This window comes from Achromobacter sp. 2789STDY5608621, from assembly GCF_001299375.1.
In the GTDB taxonomy this organism is placed as follows: domain Bacteria; phylum Pseudomonadota; class Gammaproteobacteria; order Burkholderiales; family Burkholderiaceae_B; genus Achromobacter; species Achromobacter insuavis.
Window position 1 is genome coordinate 25,077 of the sequence record NZ_CYTU01000047.1, and the last position, 16,625, is coordinate 41,701.

Here is a 16,625-nt window from a genome sequence, read left to right on the forward strand (position 1 = left end):
CATCCTCGTCCGCCTTCGGCTGCCTACGGATTCCCTCGGGCGCATCTACACGCCCCGCCCTCCCCCGCCTGCCCCGCCACACGCTCGCGTTGAGACTTAACGGCCGCTGTTGGGGCGAGCTGTTTGCTTGGCGTTTTTTGCCATCAAGGTGCGGGGTGAGAGGGTCTTGCGGGGCCCGCCGCAAGACGGCCGCGCGGGCGGCCTTTTGCGGCTTACGTGGTGTCTTGCGATTTGTGATGACGCTGTCGCGCGCGCGGTGGTTTTTCCGGTTGCGCGCGGTGGGCGCCAGGCGCCCTGCCGGGTCAGTTCAGTTTGGCGCCGGAGACTTCGACGGCTTGTTTCCAGGTGTCGAGTTCCTTGGCGATGTGGTCGGCGAAGGCGGCGGGGGTGGAGCCTACGGTTTCGTAGCCGTAGCTGTTCAGCTGGGCCTTCAGGTCGGGGGTGTTGATGGCGGCGGCGATGGCGGTGCTGAGGGTGTCGAGGATGGCGGGTGGCGTGTCGGCGGGGGCCAGGATGCCGTACCAGCCGTTGATGACGAAGCCGGGGACGGCTTCGGCGACGGTGGGAACGTCGGGCAGCAAGGGGGAGCGGTGTTCGCCGGTGACGGCCAGGGCCTTGAGTTTGCCGGACTGGACCTGGGGCAGCGAGGTCGAGATGCTGTCGAACATCAGCGAGACTTCGCCGCCCAGCAGGGCGACGACGGCGGGGCCGCTGCCTTTGTAGGGGACGTGCAGCATGTCGGTGCCGGTGCGGTGCTTGAAGATTTCGGCGGCCAGGTGGCTGGTGTTGCCGTTGCCGGCGGAGGCGAAGCTGAGCTTGCCGGGATGCTGTTTGGCGTAGGCGATGAGTTCGGGGATGCTGTTGGCGGGCGTGGACAGCGGGGCCGAGACCAGCATGGGCAGGGTCGCCACCAGGGAGACCGGGGCGAAGTCGCGGCGGGTGTCGTAGGGCAGCGAGGGGTAGAGACTGGGGTTGATGGCGTGGGCGGCCAGGACCATCAGCAGGGTGTAGCCGTCGGGCCTGGCGCGTGCCAGTTGCGACGAGGCGATGGCGCCGCCGGCGCCGGGCTTGTATTCCAGCACCACGGGCTGGTTCCATTTCTTCTGCAGGGCCGCGCCGAGCGGGCGGGCCAGGATGTCGGCGCTGCCGCCGGGCGGGTACGGGATCAGCAGCGTGATGGGCTTGTCGGGGTAGGCGCCGGCGGGTGTTGCCGCCGCGGGCTGTGCGCGGACGGTCGTCGCCGCGGCGAACAACAGGCTGGCGGTTGCCAGGACGGCTAGGACGGGACGGTGCATGGCGGACTCCGGAATGGCTCGGACAGGGCGGGTTGCCTCAGCCCCTGACGTAGCGCGGCGCGCCGGCGGCATCGAGCGCGATGACCGATGGCGTGTCGGCAAACCGCAAGGGCGCTTCGGTGGCGGCCTGCAGCGCCTCGGCGCTGACGCCCTGCAGCATGGCGTGCACGCGCAGGCCGTCGGGCGTGACGTCGATCACGGCCAGGTCGGTGTAGATGCGGGTGACCACGCCCGCGCCCGTCAACGGGTAGCGGCACTGGCGCAGGATCTTGGGCGCGCCGTCGCGGCCGCGGTGTTCCATCATGGCCAGCACCTGGCGCGCGCCGACCGCCAGGTCCATGGCGCCGCCGACGGCGGGAATGGCGTCGGCCGCGTCGGTCTTCCAGTTGGCCAGGTCGCCGCGTTCCGAGACCTGGAAGGCGCCGAGCACGGCGTAGTCGAGGTGGCCGCCGCGCATCATGGCGAACGACACGGTGTGCTCGGTGATGGAAGCGCCCGGCAGCAGGGTGATGGGCTGCCGGCTGGCGTTGATGAGGTCCGGATCGACGGCGTCGCCGGCCGCGGCGGGCCCCATGCCGGTGATGCCGTTCTCGCTGTGCAAGAGGATGTCCTTGTCAGGCGGCAGGTAGTCGCCGACCAGGGTCGGCATGCCGATGCCGAGGTTGACGACCGAGCCGTCGGGGATATCGCCGGCCAGCAGTTGCGCGACCTGCTGGCGGGTCATGGGGGTGATCGTCGGCATGTCAGGTCTCCACCCGCACCACGGTTTTCACGAACAGGCCGGGCGTCATGATGTGCTCGGGCGTGAAGGCGCCCAGCGGCACGACCTCGTCGACCTGGGCGATGGCGTGGCCGGCGGCCATGCACATCACCGGATTGAAATTGCGCGCGGCATGGCGGTACATCAGGTTGCCCCAGCGGTCGCCCTGGTACGCGCGGATCAGCGCGTAGTCGCCGCGCAGCGGCTGTTCCAGCACGTAGCCGACGCCGTCGATCACCTCCTGGCGGCGGCCCTGCGCCAGCTCGGTGCCGTAGCCGGTGGGCGTGTAGAACGGCCCCAGGCCGGCGCCGGCCGCGCGCAGGCGCTCGGCCAGGGTGCCCTGCGGCACGCATTCCAGTTCCACCTCGCCGGCGCGGAAGGCGCGGGCGAAGGCCTCGGAATTGGGCGGGCGCGGATGCGAGCAGATGATCTTGCGCACCTGCCGCCGGTTGAGCAGCGCGGCGATGCCGCGGTCATGGGTGCCGGCGTTGTTGGCGATGAGGGTCAGGTCGCGCCGGCCCAGCTCGGCCAGGCAGTGCAGCAGTTCGTACGGCACGCCAGCCTCGCCGAAGCCGCCCACCAGCACGCTGGCGCCGTCGGGAATGACGGCCACGGCGTCCCTCATGCAAGCCTGAATCTTGTCGATCACTTATTGCTCCTGCGCGATGCCCGCAGCGTCCACGATCTGTTTCCAGCGCGTGCGTTCCTGGTCGATGAAGGCGGCGAACTCGGCCGGCGTGTTGCCGCCGGCCTGCCCGCCCATGGCGCGGAAGCGCTCGGCGATATCGGGGCTGCGCACCACGTCGCGGGTGGCGGCATAGAGCGTGTCGACGACGGTGGCGGGCGTGCCGGCCGGCGCCACCAGGCCGAACCAGGCGGTGACGACCATGTCGGGCACGCCGGCCTCGGCCATCGTCGGCACGTCGGGCAATTCCGCCAGCCGCCGCGCGCTGGTGACGGCCAGCGCGCGCAGCTTGCCCGACTGGATATAGGGCATGGAGCTGGGCAGGTTGTCGATCATGAAGGTGAACTGCTGGCCCAGCAGCGCCGCCACCGCCGGGCCCGCGCCCTTGTAGGGCACGTGCGTGCCGCCGATGCCGGCGCGCTGCTTGAACAGCTCGGCCGACAGGTGCGGCGACTGGCCGCTGCCCGAGCTGCCGAACGACACCTTGCCCGGGTCCCGCCGCGCCAGCGCCAGCAGGTCGGCCACGCTGTGCGCGGGCGAGGCCTCGTTGACCACCAGCACGTTGGGCACGGAAATCACCAGCGTCACCGGCGCGAAGTCGGCCGGCTTGTAGGGCAGCGTCTTGTAGAGCGCGTAGTTGATGGCGTTGGGGCCGATGTTGCCCATCAGCACCGTGTAGCCGTCAGGCTTGGCGCGCGCCAGGGTCTGCGCGCCGATGATGCCGGCGGCGCCGGCGCGGTTCTCGACGATGACCTGCTGGCCCAGCTTCGTGGCCAGCTTGTCGGCGATCAGGCGCGCCGCGATGTCGGTGGTGCCGCCGGGCGAAGCCGGCACGATGAGGGTGATGGGCCGTTCGGGCCACGCCGCCAGGGCGGGACCCGCCATGGCGAGCGACAGCGCGCTGGCGGCCAGCCAGCGTTGCGGGTGCGGCATGCTTGTCTCCCTGCGTGATCCTGGTGCGAATCAACTTGTGCGGGAGAGTGTGGCCGCGATGCCGCGAAATGCCTATTCCGGAATCTGGAGGAGCGGCTTCGCCTGCGCAAAAGAGCGCATCGTTTCAGCGCGGCGGGCGTGCCGCGATCTGCGCCGCCGTGCGCAGGAACGCCTGCAGCGCGCGGTTGCCGTCGTCGCGCCGCGTGACCGCGTAGACCGTGCCGCTGCCGACCGCGGCCGGCAGCGCGCACACCACGATGCGCGCGCCGAAATGGCCGCACGCCGAGGCCGGCACCAGGGCCACGCCCAGCCCGGCCGCCACCAGCGCCAGCTGCGCCGGCACTTCGGCCACGCGCTGCGCCACCGATTGCGACAGGCCGGCGCGGGCGCAGGTATCGGCCAACTCGCGGGCGAAGGCCGAGGTCTCGGTGCGCAGCATCACGAACGCGTCCTGCCTGAGGTCGGCCAGCGCCAGGCGCTTGCGCCCGGCCAGGCGGTGCCCGGGCGGCAGGGCCGCCACCACCGGATCGGGCCACAGCGCCAGCGATTGCAGTTCGTCGTCGTCCACGGCGGTGCGCGAGATGCTGACGTCGATCCGGTGGCCGCGCACCGCGTCCAGCTGCGCGGCGGGATTCATCTCGTTGAGCAGCACCGACACCTGCGGGTGGGTCTGCGCATGACGCGCGATCAGCGCCGGCACCGGCCCCAGGAAGTGCGAGCCTGACAGGCCGATCTCGACCCGCCCCGCCCTGCCCTGGTCGACGGCGCGCGCCCGCACCGTGGCGTCCTTGAGGCCGGCGAGCGTGGCGCGCACGTCGTTCAGGAACGCGGCGCCGGCCTCGGTCAGCGTCACCCGCCGGTTGGTGCGGTCAAACAGCCTGACCTCCAGCTCGCGTTCGAGCTGGGCGATCTGCAGGCTCAGCGGCGGCTGCGAGATATGCAGCCGGGCGGCGGCGCGGGTGAAGTTGAGCTCTTCGGCCAGCACGGCGAAATAACGGAGTTGGCGGATTTCCATGGCGGCCAATGATTTGCGAAAGATATGAAACCAGACAAAAACTATATTGGAAACTATCGTTCGCGGCGAGCAGAATCGGCTTCTCGCGTCCACCCGGGCGCAGACAACGCTTACCGGAGACCCGCCATGACCCAGTCGCCCCGCGTCCTGCGCATCGGCCAGATCGTTCCCAGTTCCAACACCACCATGGAAACGGAGATCCCCGCCATGCTGCGCCGGCGCGAGACCATCGCGCCCGAACGCTTCACCTTCCACTCCAGCCGCATGCGCATGAAGCAGGTGACGGCGGCCGAGCTGGCCTCGATGGACCGCGAGTCCGACCGCTGCGCGCAGGAACTGTCGGACGCGCGCGTCGACGTGCTGGGCTACGCCTGCCTGGTGGCCATCATGGCGCAGGGCCTGGGCTACCACCGCGCCTCGCAGGAACGGCTGCACCAGGCCACAGTGGACAACGGCGCGCCCGCGCCCATCGTCTCCAGCGCCGGCGCGCTGGTCGAGGGCCTGCACGCCATCGGCGCGCGCAAGGTCGCGATCCTGACGCCCTACATGAAGCCGCTGACCAAGCTGGTGGTGGACTACATCGAGCACGAAGGCATCGAGGTGCACGACAGCCTGTCGCTGGAGATCGCCGACAACCTGAAAGTGGGCGCGCAGGACCCGATGGCGCCCGCCAGCCATGTCGCGCGCCTGGACACGCGCGGCGTCGACGCCGTGGTGCTGTCGGCCTGCGTGCAGATGCCGTCGCTGGCGTCGATCCAGCCGGTGCAGGACCGCCTGGGCCTGCCGGTGGTGACCGCCGCCGCGGCCACGGTCTATCGCATGCTCAAGGTGCTGGACCTGGAAACGCGCGTGCCCGACGCCGGCGAACTGCTGACCGGCAAGTACTGAGCGCTATTTGCCAAGCGACAGGATCTCGTTGGCGTTGACGATGGCGCCGGCGATTTCCTCGGTGGTGACGCGCTTGTTCATGGCCTGTTCTCGGATCAGGTCGTAGGCCTGCCCTTCCGTCACGTTGCGCGTGCGCATCAGGATGCTCTTGGCTTCGGCGATGCGGCGCGCGCCCAGCAGCTTGCCTTCGAGCTTGCGCAGCCGGCGCGCGTGCGAACGGATGTCGTCGTCGACCTGCCGCGCCACCACCAGGGTGGACAAGAGGCCGAACGATCTCACCGGCGACGGCAGCACCGCCTTGGCGCCGATGCGCAGCACCGCCTCGACGATGGTCGGGTTCTCGTAGGTGACGATGGCGATGACCATCGGCGCGTCGTCACTCTTGGCCCATTCGAAGCCCAGGTCGATGACGTCCGGCCGCACCGCCAGGAACACCGCGTCCAGCCCCTCGGGCAGGGTCGGCGCGGGCGGCCAGAAGGTCTGCACCTGACAGCCGATGCGCTGCAGCTGCTGCGTCAGCTGCCTGCCATCGGCGTCGTCCGGGTGGTAGACGGCGATACGCAGGGTGCGCAGGTCCTTGAGCAACGAAGGCGTCGCGCGCATCACGCGCAGGCGGCTGGCCGGCTCCACCGTCAGATCTCCAGCGAGCTCAGGGTCGCCGTCCAGTCGCCCAGCGAATGGGTGACCAGGTACGGATCGGGATGCACCGGCCGGGTGGCCTCGCGCACGATGGTGAACTGGCCCTTGCCGTTGACCCGCCCCACCCGCGGATAGAGGCAGGTGTGGTGGTTGGTGGGATCGATGCGCACGCGGCCCTGCGGCGCCTGGAATTCGCTTTGCAGCACGCGCGGCAGGATCTGCGCGATCTCGTCGGTGCCGGTGTCGCGGTAGGCGTTGGCGAAGATGTGCATCTGGAAGTACGCGGCCTCCCAGCACAGGTTGGGCACGCAGTCCTGGCCGAAGCGCCGCCGCAGCCGTTCGAGGCAACGGTGGTTGACCTCGGAGTCGATCGACTGGAAATACGGCGCCGACGTGAAATGCCCGGCGGCCACCTCGGGCTCCATCTGCGAGATCTCGGCCTCGGAGGTGGTCAGGCTGGCGATCGGCATGGTCTTGGGATCGAAGCCGGCGTCGGCGTAGGCGCGGTACAGGCAGGCGGTGGAGTTGCCCACCACGGTCGAGAAGATGAAGTCCGGCCGCTTGTTGCGGATGTCGTCGAGGATCTCGCGGTAGTCGCGCTCGGTCGCGGTCAGCGGCACATAGCGTTCGCCCAGCTTGGCGCTGTCCTGCCGCTGCAGCACCAGCTCGCGCATGATGCGGTTGGACTCGTAGGGATAGATGTAGTCCGAGCCGATCAGGTAGACGCGGGCGCCGAAGTTGGCGGTCATGAATTCCGCCAGCTGCACGCTGTTCTGGTTGGGCGCGGCGCCGGTGTAGATGATGTTGTTGGAGAACTCGAAGCCCTCGTACAGCGTCGGGTAGAACAGCAGCCGGTTCCATTTCTCGACCACCGGCAGCACCGCCTTGCGGCTGCTGGACATGTAGCAGCCGAAGATGACGTTGACGCGGTCCTGGGTGATCAGCCGTTCGGCCAGCACGCTGTAGGTGGCCGGGTCGGAACGCGGGTCGTAGCGCACCGGCACGATCTCGCGGCCGTCGACGCCGCCGGCCTCGTTGATCTCGTCGATCGCCAGGAGCGTGCCCTGCAACTGGGAACGGCCTATGGTCGATGTGGCCCCCGTTTCAGAGAACAACACGCCCACGCGGATAGGATCTTTGTTTGCCATGGTCGGAGCAGCCGCCGCACAGAGGTCAATCGGTCGAGGTGATCAGTTTCAGCATAGGCGCGCGCGGCGTCAACACGTGGATTCCTGGGGGTCAGCCAAGCGTCGCGCGGCTGTAGCCATGGGCCAGCGCGGCCGGCAACGCGGCCGCGTTCAGCACGATGCGGTAGCCGCGGAATCCGAACATCGCCCGCAACTGGGGTTCGGCTTTCGCGTCCAGCGCCACGCATTGCACCCGCAGGCCGCGGCGGCGCAGCGCCAGCACCGCTTCGCGCGCGTCTTCCACCAGGTAGCGCGGGTCGTGCACGTCGATATCGGACGGCGCGCCGTCGGTGACGACGATCAGGGCGCGGCGTTCGCCGGGCGCGCGCAGCGCCAGCTCGCCGGCATGGCGCAGCGCCGCGCCCAGGCGCGTGGAATAGCGGGCCCGGGCCGCCGCGATGCGGCCCAGGGCCGCGTCCGTGGGCGGCGCGCCGGCATCCAGCAGGCGGTAGTAGTGAACGGCCGCGCGCGTGTCCGAACAGAAGCCGTGCACCGCGATGCGGTCACCGCTCTCGGCCACGGCGCCCACCAGCAGCGCGGCCGCGCGCTTTTCCAGGTCGAGCACGGTGACGCCGTCCTGCGGCGCCGGGTCGTTGGCCGAGGCCGACAGGTCCAGCAGCACCAGCGTGCTGCAGACGCCGGGCTGGCTGCCCGGCCGCTGGAAGAAACGCGCGTCCGGCGCCAGGTCCAGGCGCCGGTCGATCATGACTTCGATGGCGGCGTTCAGGTCGATGTCATCGCCCTCCCATTGCCGCCGCAGGCGCCGCGCCCGGTCCAGGCGGCGCGCGCGCGGCAGCGCCAGCCGCGGCGGGCGCAATCCCGCCAACGGCGCGGCGTCGGCGCGCCAGCCGGGCAGGCGTTCGATCACGGTGCACCAGTCCGGCCGGCCGCGCGCCAGCCGGTAGTCCCATTCCGGATAGCCGTAGCGGCCCAGCTCGACGTCCTCATCGGATTCCGCCTGGGTCTCGCCCGGCGCCGCCTCGCGCGCCTGCGGCGCCGCGCCCTGGCTGCCCAGGGCCAGCGCGGGCGGCGGCTCGGCGGCGTCGCCGTAGTCCCACAGGTAGCTGTTGTCGTCGCGGTAGGCCACCGGCACCACGTACTGCAGCGGGTTGAAGCGCACCCGCATCTGGCCCAGGTCGTTGGCCAGCAGCGAGGCCAGTCGGCGGAAGGCGGCGATGTCCGCCAGGTCGGCCGCGGCCTGCGCCTCGAACAGGTCGCGCGCCTTGTTGACCCAATGGTTGTCGTCGCGCAGCGCGGGATCCATCAGCAGGCGGCACAGGCGCCGCACCAGCGCGGTAAAGCTCAGATCGGTCGGATCGGGCGGCGGCGGGATGAACGGACGGAACCAGCGCCGCACGCCGGGATACAGCGCCGCCAGCACGCGCTCCACGCGTGCGTCCTCGACGGCGGACACCACCGCCAGGCCCATCGGCTTGAGGCTGGCCACGGGTTGGGCGGCCGGTGAATACAGCAGGTGCGCGGCCGCGTGGGCCACGGCGGCGCGGCGCAGCGCGGCGGCGTCCGGCGCATCGACGCGCGCCGTGGCGCCCGCCACCGGCTCACCCGGCGCGCCCGCCGGCAGCAACAGATGCGTGGCCGTCAGCACCGGCCGCGGCGACGCGCCGGCCGCCGCCGGATCCAGCGACTCGACCGCCATGGCGCGCCCGGCCAGGCCGCACAACAGCCACGACAGTTCCGGCTCGGCGGGATCTCGCGCGGCCGAACGCACGCGCGCGACCGCCGCGCCCTCCCCTTGCCCCGGCGAATGCAGGCCGCGCATCGTCATTCCAGGTTGGCGTCGATCAGCGCCCGCAACGCCGCCGCCATGTCGGGATCGTCGGTCAGGGCGCGGGTCATGGTCATGTCGCAGCTCTCGGCCGGACTGACGCCGTCGCGGATCAGCACGCCGGCGTAGATCAGCATACGGGTCGACACGCCCTCGTCCAGGCCATGGTGCTTGAGCTCGCGCGAACTGTGCGCGATGCGCACCAGCCGGCGCGCCAGGCCGGCGTCGATGCCGGCCTCGTGCGCCACGATCGCCGCTTCGTGCTCGGCGTCGGGATAGTCGAAATCCAGCGCGACAAAGCGCTGCCGCGTCGACGGCTTGAGGTCCTTGGCGCTGCTCTGGTAGCCGGGGTTGTACGACACCACCAGCTGGAAGTCGGGATGGGCGTGGACCACCTCGCCCTTCTTGTCCAGCGGCAGGATGCGGCGCGCGTCGGTCAGCGGATGGATCACCACCGTGGTGTCCTGGCGCGCCTCGACCACTTCATCCAGGTAGCAGATGCCGCCGTGGCGCACCGCCAGCGTCAGCGGGCCGTCGTGCCAGGCGGTGCCGTCGGCGTCCAGCAGGTAGCGGCCGACCAGGTCGGAGGCGGTCATGTCCTCATTGCAGGCCAGCGTCACCAGGGGCCGGCCGAGCTTCCAGGCCATGTATTCCACGAAGCGCGTCTTGCCGCAGCCGGTGGGGCCTTTCAGGATCAGCGGCAGCCGGTGCGCATAGGCATGCGCGTACAGCTCGGCCTCCCGGCCACTGGGACGGTAGTACGGTTCTTGCGCAATCCGGTAGGAGTCGAGCGGAGCGGCCACGGTACGGGTCCTGTGCAGCGGTCCGGCCGGCGCGCGGCCGGACCTGGCGAACGAAAGGGAACTAGCGGTGTTGCGGCGCCTCGTTGGGAATGCCGTCGATCGGGCATTCCGGCGTGCCCACGGTCGAGCGCGTGAACGACTCGACCTGCTTGCGCGTGCCCTCCGGGTCGTTGATCCAGTTGGCGTAGAAGTTGTAGGGGCAGGCGGCGACGCCGGTGGCCTCCTCGCCGGAATTGATCTTGCCGGTGTAGCCGCGGTGCACCAGCTTGAACAGGTGGTTCTGCGACTGCATGTTCTTGCGCGCGTCGCGGATCAGGCTGGTGGACAGCTCGGCGTACTGGATGCCCATTTCCTCTTCGCCGCATTCGCCCAGCGTGCGGCCGTCGAAGCCGATGATGGCGGAATGGCCGAAGTACGAGTACACCCCGTCGAAGCCGGCGGCGTTGGCCACCGCCACGTAGACGTTGTTCATCCACGCCATGGCCTTGGACACCATCACCTGCTGGTCCTTGGCCGGGTACATGTAGCCCTGGCAGCGCACGATCAGCTCGGCGCCGCGCATGGCGCAGTCGCGCCAGATCTCGGGATAGTTGCCGTCGTCGCAGATGATGAGGCTGATCTTCAGGCCCTTGGGGCCCTCCGACACGTAGGTGCAGTCGCCCGGGTACCAGCCCTCGATCGGCACCCACGGCATGATCTTGCGGTACTTCTGCACGATCTCGCCCTGGTTGTTCATCAGGATCAGCGTGTTGTAGGGCGCCTTGTTGGGATGTTCCTCGTGGCGCTCGCCGGTCAGCGAGAACACGCCCCAGACGTTGGCGCGGCGGCAGGCGTCGGCGAACACGGCGGTCTCCTCGCCGGGAATGGCCGAGGCGGTGTCGTACATCTCCTTGGCGTCGTACATGATGCCGTGGGTCGAGTACTCGGGGAAGATGACCAGGTCCATGCCGGGCAGGCCGCGCTTCATGCCCACCACCATGTCGGCGATCTTGCGGGCGTTGTCCATCACCTCGGCCTTGGTGTGCAGGCGCGGCATCTTGTAGTTCACGACGGCCACGCCCACGCAATCGTTGCTGCTGGAGATATCTCCGTGTCTCATGACAATGCTCCTCGTTGGTTGACGGTCATACCGTCAGGAAAGACCTGATCTTGTCCTGGTCCACGCCGGCCCGGCCGGCCTCGTGCACGATGCGGCCCCGGTCGATGACCAGGAAGCGGTCGGCCAGGTCGAGCGCGAAGCCCAGCATCTGTTCGGAGACGACGATGGCGAAGCCGCGCTCCTCGCGCAGCGCGTTCAGCGCCCGCGCGATGTCCTTGATGATGGAAGGCTGGATGCCCTCGGTCGGTTCGTCCAGGATCAGCACCCGCGGATTGGAGATCAGCGCGCGGGCGATCGCCAGCTGCTGCTGTTGCCCGCCCGACAGGTTGCCGCCCTTGCGCCGGCGCATCTCCTGCAGCACCGGAAAGAAGCGGTACAGGTAGTCCGGCACCGCCTTCAGTCCGCTGCGCTCGGCGCCGGCCATGATGTTCTGCTCGACCGTCAGGAACGGAAAGATCATGCGCCCCTGCGGCACGAAGGCCAGGCCGTTGCGCACCCGCTGGTAGCTCTCCAGTCCGGACAGCTCGGCGTCATCGAGCCGGATGCTGCCGGAACCGGAACGCAGCATGCCGATCAGCGCCTTGAGCAAGGTGGTCTTGCCCATGCCGTTGCGGCCCATGATGGCCACCGATTCACCCGGCGCGACCTCGAAGCTCACGTCGCGGATGACATGCGATTCGCCGTAGCTCACATTCAACTTGTCGATGCGGAACACGGAGGTCTCCCTGTCAATGGCCGAGGTATACGTCGAGCACGCGCGGATCGGCCTGCACCTCGGCCACGCTGCCCTCGCTCAGCAGGCGGCCCTGGTGCAGCACGGTGACCTTGTGGGCGATGCGCTTGACGAAGTCCATGTCATGCTCGATCACCACCACCGACTTGCCGCGCGCGATGCGCGCCAGCAGTTCGGCGGTCTGCTCGCGTTCGCGCGGACTCATGCCGGCCACCGGCTCGTCCAGCAGCAGCAGGCGCGGCGCCTGCATCAGCAGCATGCCGATCTCCAGCCACTGCTTCTGGCCGTGGCTCAGGCGGCCGGCCTTTTCCAGCAGCCGGTCGGCCAGGAACACCTGCGCCGCCATCGCCTCGATGCGGGCGCGCACCTCGCCGGTGCGGCGAAACCGCAATGAACGGAGCACGCCATGCGCGTTCGGCAGCGAGATCTCGAAGTTCTCCAGCACCGTCAGGTCTTCGTACACCGACGGCGTCTGGAACTTGCGGCCGACTCCGGCGCGCACGATGTCGAACTCGGCCACGCGCACCAGGTCGCGGCCCTCGAACATGACCCGGCCGGCGGACGGCCGGGTCTTGCCGCAGATGATGTCCAGCAGGGTGGTCTTGCCGGCGCCGTTGGGGCCGATGATGACGCGCAGCTCGTCCTGCGCCACGCTCAGGCTCAGGCCGTCGACGGCGCGAAAGCCGTCGAACGACACGGTCAGGTCCTCGACGCTCAGGATGGCGCCGGCGCTGGGGCGGTCGATGCGCATGTCCATGGCGGGGGACTCCGTCAGATCCAGGGCGCCGCTCATCGCGCACCTCCGGCGGCGCGGCGCGCCTGCAGCTGGCTGATCACGCCGGCCAGGCCGTTGGGCATGGCGACCACCACAACGATGAAGATCGCGCCCAGGAAATACAGCCAGATCTCGGGGAAGGTCTCGGACAGATAGGATTTGAGAAAGCCGATCAGCAGCGCGCCGACCACCGCGCCCGGGATCGACAGCCGGCCGCCGACCGCGGCAAAGATCACCATCTCGATCGACGCCACCACGCCGATGGCCCCCGGCGAGATCAGCCCCACCTGCAAGGTGAAGAACGCGCCGCCGATGGACGACAACACCGCCGCCACGCAGAACACGCAGGCCTTCACGTGCGCCGTGTCGTAGCCGGAGAAGCGCACGCGGTCCTCGCGGTCGCGGATGGCGATGAGGATCTTGCCCAGCCGGCTGCGCACGATCGCCAGCGCCGCCAGCATGGCCAGCGTCAGGGCCGCCGCCTCGATCAGGTACAGCACCAGCTTGCCGTCATCGCCGACGATGTCCCAGCCCAGCAGCGTGCGGAAATCGGTGATGCCGTTGGCGCCGCCGGTGTCGCCCTGCTGGCCGATGATGAGCACCGTCAGCGTCATGGCCAGCGCCAGCGTCACGATGGCGAAGTACACGCCGCTGACCCGCTTGCGGAAGATCGCCAGCGAGAACAGGTACGCCGCCAGCCCGGGCAAGGCCACGATCAGCAGCAGCGTCCAGCCCAGCGAATGGAACGGCAGCCACCAGACCGGCAGGCTGTCGACGCTGCTCCACACCATGAAATCGGGCAGGTCGGGCGCGGACGCCTCCAGCTTCAGGAACATGGCCATCATGTAGCCGCCCAGGCCGAAGAAGATGCCCTGCCCCAGGCTCAGCACGCCGCTGTAGCCCCAGGTCAGCACGATGCCGATGGCGACGAAGGCGAACGCCATGTACTTGCCGACCAGGTTGAGCCGGAACGGATCCAGCGTCAGCGGCAACACGGCCAGGATCAGCAGCGCCACCAGCGCCAGCGCGATCTCTTCGGTCCTGCGGTGCAATGCCTTCATCGCGTCATCCTCGCGTCTTGGTGGCGAACAGCCCGTTGGGGCGGAAGTACAGCACCACGATCACCAGCACCAGGATGGTGACCTTGGCCATCGAGCCGCTCATCAGGTATTCCAGCGTGGTCTGCGACTGCGCGATCGCCAGCCCAGAGAACGCCGTGCCCAGCAGGCTCTGCACGCCGCCGAACACCACCACGATGAAGGAATCGACGATGTACAGCTGCCCCGTGCCGGGGTTGGTCGAGCCGATCATGGTGAAGACGCAGCCCGCGATGCCGGCCAGGCCCGAGCCCAGCGCGAACGTCAGCGCGTCGACCCGCCGCGTGTTGATGCCGACGGCCCCCGCCATGGCGCGGTTCTGCGTCACCGCGCGCACCCGCAGGCCCCAGGCGCTGCGGTACAGCAGCAGGTAGACGCCGATCGCCACCAGCAGCGTCAGGCCCAGGATGAAGATGCGGTTCAGCGGAAACTGCAGGTCGGGCGTCGGCTCCCACGCCCCGCTCAGCCAAGACGCCAGCGGCACGCTGACCTCCTGCGCGCCGAAGATCGAGCGGTAGGCCTGCTGCAGGATCAGGCTCAGGCCCCAGGTCGCCAGCAGCGTGTCCAGCGGCCGGTTGTAGAACCAGCGGATGAAGCCGCGCTCCAGCAGGTAGCCGAATGCCGAAGTCACCAGGAACGCCAGCGGAATCGCCACGAACAGATAGATGTCCATCCACCCCGGCGCCCAGTGCTGGAACGCCACCGACACCAGGTAGGTGGTGTAGGCGCCCATGGCCATCAGTTCGCCGTGCGCCATGTTGATGACGCCCATCAGGCCGAACACCACGGCCAGGCCGATCGCCATCAGCAGCAGAATGCTGAACAGGCTGATCCCGTTGAAAAGCTGCATTGCGGCGATGTCGATGTCGATGTTCATGATCGCGTTCCATGTCGCGTTGCCACCGCCGGCGGCGCGGCCGCCGGCGTCCTGCGGGCCCGGCCTACAGCTTCGGGAAGGGATTGGGTTCGATCAGGTCGGCCGATTCCCACACCACGTCGAACTGGCCGTCGGGCCGCGCGCGGCCCACCCGCACCTTCTTCCAGACGTGGTGGTTCTTCTCGTGCACCCGCACCGTGCCCTCGGGCGCCTCCAGCGTCAGGCCGGCCGAGGCCGCGATGACCTTGTCGGGATCGAACGAACCGGCCTTCTCCACGCCCAGCTTCCACAGGTGGACGCTGTTGTAGGCCACCTCCATCGGGTCGCCGATGACGCGGTCCTGCCCGTATTTGGCCTTGAAGGCCTTGACGAATTTCTCGTTGGCCGGATTCTTCAGGCTCTGGAAATAGCCCATGCAGGCGTAGTAGCCGGCCGCGTTGTCCTTGCCGATGCCCTCGATCTCGTTCTCGGACACCACGGTGGACAGCAGCACCACGCGCGTGCCGTCCAGTCCGGCCGCGCGCAGCTGCTTGTAGAAGGCCACGTTGGAACCGCCCACCACCGTGCTGTAGATGCACTCCGGCTTGGCGGCCTTGATCTTGTTGATGATGGACGAGAACTCGGTGTGCCCGAGCGGCGCGTATTCCTCGCCCACCACCTTGGCGCCCATGTGCGCGATGGCCGGCTTGGCGATCTTGTTGCAGGTGCGCGGATAGATGTAGTCCGAGCCCACCAGAAAGAACGTCTTGCCCTTCTCGCGCGCCATCCACTCGACCGCCGCGATCACCGACTGCGTGGCCTCCTGCGACGGGTAGAACACGCGCGCATCCTGCTCCTGCCCTTCGTAGTAGGTCGGGTAGTACAACAGGCCCTTGCTGCGCGCCAGCACCGGCAGCAGCGCCTTGCGCGAGGCCGAGGTGTAGCAGCCGACGATGGCCGCCACCTTGTCGCGGTCCAGCAGCTTGCGCGCCTTCTCGGCGAACACGGCGTTCTCGCTGGCGCCGTCCTCGACCACCGGCTCGATCTTGCGGCCCATCACGCCGCCCGCGGCGTTGATCTCCTCGATCGCCAGTTTCTCGGCATCCACCAGCGACGCCTCGGCGATGGCGATGGTGCCCGACAGCGAATGCAGCAGGCCAAGTTTCACGGTGGCGTCCTGCGCGAACGCGGCGCGGGGCAATGCGGCCATCCCCGACGTGGCGCCCAGCAGGACCATGGAACCACTGTGCTGCAAAAAGCGGCGGCGGTTGTATGCGCTCATCGATACGCTCCTGTGCGTTTCCGAAGGCAAGCCTGCGGCCTGGCCGCCCGGGATTGGGCGGTCACCAGAGGCAGCCACATCACGACGACAACCGTCCGACCGTCATGCACCTTGCTTCGGGCAAAGCTCCGCCCACGGCGCGTCGTTGCGCCATTCGAAAGAAGACGATGTGCAAACGGAAAACGAAAAGGCCCGAGCCGGAAACTCCGGCTCGGGCCTTTTTGCCCCACGCCTGACTGGCAACACTGGCAGTCGGCGAAAATTGGAAGACGATCTTGCGTCTGGAAGGCATTCTGAAGAAGCGCACGGCCTCATGCCATGCGTATTTTCCCTTACCGGACGCGGCCTCGCGGCCGGACTAGGGCATACGGCGGATCACGCTGTTGGCGTACATCGGCCCCTGCACGTGGTGGCCGGTGACGACGTTGGTCTGGTAGCGCTGCACCACGCCTTCGAGCGATTGCGGATCGAGCAGCGCGCGCATCGTCGCGAAGCCGGCCGAGTCCACCCGCGCGGGCGCCTTGCCCTTGGGATAGAGACGGCGCTTGCCCTCGTCCATCGGCGCCTGCAGCACGCCGCCGCTGGCGATCAGGTCCAGCACCAGCTTGCCGTCGCGCAGCCGCGCCGAGCCGTGGGCGCCGAGTTCGGCGTCGTCCAGCAGCAGGCTGCCGGTCAGCGCGTAGTCGCCCGATGGCAGCGGCTGCACGTACAGCCGCAAGGTGTAGGGCGGTTCGCCGTTGCGGTCGTCCAGGGTCCAACGGTACTCGCCGGCGGCCCAGGCGGGCGCGGCTT

At 69.0% G+C, this 16,625-nt stretch carries 17 protein-coding genes; 1 reads left to right on the plus strand and 16 read right to left on the minus strand.

Annotated features, from left to right (window positions below; genetic code table 11):
- Positions 1-302: 302 nt before the first annotated feature.
- The 5 genes from AOZ53_RS27715 to AOZ53_RS27735 form a co-directional block, all read right to left on the minus strand.
- Complete coding sequence (locus tag AOZ53_RS27715) at positions 303-1,295, minus strand: Bug family tripartite tricarboxylate transporter substrate binding protein (RefSeq protein ID WP_054479286.1); 993 nt, start codon at positions 1,293-1,295, stop codon at positions 303-305.
- 37 nt (positions 1,296-1,332) lie between these two features.
- Positions 1,333-2,037: a 3-oxoacid CoA-transferase subunit B gene (locus AOZ53_RS27720; RefSeq protein WP_054434855.1), complete on the minus strand. Its 705-nt coding sequence runs from the start codon at positions 2,035-2,037 to the stop codon at positions 1,333-1,335.
- Position 2,038: 1 nt separating this feature from the next.
- Complete coding sequence (locus tag AOZ53_RS27725; RefSeq protein ID WP_054434857.1) at positions 2,039-2,704, minus strand: 3-oxoacid CoA-transferase subunit A; 666 nt, start codon at positions 2,702-2,704, stop codon at positions 2,039-2,041.
- Positions 2,705-3,673, minus strand: coding sequence for a Bug family tripartite tricarboxylate transporter substrate binding protein (locus tag AOZ53_RS27730; RefSeq protein WP_054434859.1), 969 nt, complete (start codon positions 3,671-3,673; stop codon positions 2,705-2,707).
- Between the two features lie 124 nt (positions 3,674-3,797).
- Positions 3,798-4,688, minus strand: a complete 891-nt coding sequence (locus AOZ53_RS27735; protein WP_054490233.1) for a LysR substrate-binding domain-containing protein — start codon at positions 4,686-4,688, stop codon at positions 3,798-3,800.
- A gap of 126 nt (positions 4,689-4,814) precedes the next feature.
- On the opposite strand from AOZ53_RS27735, the gene AOZ53_RS27740 reads away from it, so the two are divergent.
- On the plus strand, positions 4,815-5,576 hold the full coding sequence (locus AOZ53_RS27740) for a maleate cis-trans isomerase family protein (RefSeq protein ID WP_054434862.1): 762 nt from the start codon (positions 4,815-4,817) through the stop codon (positions 5,574-5,576).
- Between the two features lie 3 nt (positions 5,577-5,579).
- On the opposite strand, the gene AOZ53_RS27745 is transcribed toward AOZ53_RS27740, so the two are convergent.
- From AOZ53_RS27745 to AOZ53_RS34870, 11 genes are all read right to left on the minus strand, one after another.
- Positions 5,580-6,179, minus strand: a complete 600-nt coding sequence (locus AOZ53_RS27745; RefSeq protein ID WP_082380628.1) for an ANTAR domain-containing response regulator — start codon at positions 6,177-6,179, stop codon at positions 5,580-5,582.
- Positions 6,180-6,208: 29 nt separating this feature from the next.
- Positions 6,209-7,363, minus strand: coding sequence for a transporter substrate-binding domain-containing protein (locus AOZ53_RS27750; protein ID WP_054434864.1), 1,155 nt, complete (start codon positions 7,361-7,363; stop codon positions 6,209-6,211).
- A gap of 91 nt (positions 7,364-7,454) precedes the next feature.
- Positions 7,455-9,182: a nitric oxide reductase activation protein NorD gene (locus AOZ53_RS27755; protein WP_231690699.1), complete on the minus strand. Its 1,728-nt coding sequence runs from the start codon at positions 9,180-9,182 to the stop codon at positions 7,455-7,457.
- Between the two features lie 2 nt (positions 9,183-9,184).
- Positions 9,185-9,991, minus strand: coding sequence for a CbbQ/NirQ/NorQ/GpvN family protein (locus AOZ53_RS27760; protein WP_180189120.1), 807 nt, complete (start codon positions 9,989-9,991; stop codon positions 9,185-9,187).
- A 61-nt stretch (positions 9,992-10,052) separates the two neighbouring features.
- On the minus strand, positions 10,053-11,090 hold the full coding sequence (locus tag AOZ53_RS27765; protein ID WP_054434868.1) for an aliphatic amidase: 1,038 nt from the start codon (positions 11,088-11,090) through the stop codon (positions 10,053-10,055).
- Positions 11,091-11,115: 25 nt separating this feature from the next.
- Positions 11,116-11,805: an urea ABC transporter ATP-binding subunit UrtE gene (urtE, locus tag AOZ53_RS27770; protein WP_054479299.1), complete on the minus strand. Its 690-nt coding sequence runs from the start codon at positions 11,803-11,805 to the stop codon at positions 11,116-11,118.
- 13 nt (positions 11,806-11,818) lie between these two features.
- Positions 11,819-12,580 carry an urea ABC transporter ATP-binding protein UrtD gene (gene urtD / locus AOZ53_RS27775; RefSeq protein ID WP_082380629.1) on the minus strand — a complete coding sequence of 254 codons (762 nt, stop codon included), beginning with the start codon at positions 12,578-12,580 and terminating at the stop codon, positions 11,819-11,821.
- A 32-nt stretch (positions 12,581-12,612) separates the two neighbouring features.
- Positions 12,613-13,659 (minus strand): urea ABC transporter permease subunit UrtC, encoded by a 1,047-nt coding sequence (urtC, locus tag AOZ53_RS27780; protein WP_054434872.1) that lies wholly within the window; start codon positions 13,657-13,659, stop codon positions 12,613-12,615.
- A gap of 4 nt (positions 13,660-13,663) precedes the next feature.
- Complete coding sequence (urtB, locus tag AOZ53_RS27785; protein WP_156333554.1) at positions 13,664-14,572, minus strand: urea ABC transporter permease subunit UrtB; 909 nt, start codon at positions 14,570-14,572, stop codon at positions 13,664-13,666.
- A gap of 64 nt (positions 14,573-14,636) precedes the next feature.
- Complete coding sequence (gene urtA / locus AOZ53_RS27790) at positions 14,637-15,833, minus strand: urea ABC transporter substrate-binding protein (protein WP_054490230.1); 1,197 nt, start codon at positions 15,831-15,833, stop codon at positions 14,637-14,639.
- A gap of 358 nt (positions 15,834-16,191) precedes the next feature.
- Positions 16,192-16,625 (minus strand): hypothetical protein (locus AOZ53_RS34870; protein ID WP_054490231.1); only part of this gene is annotated, 434 nt, incomplete at its 5' end.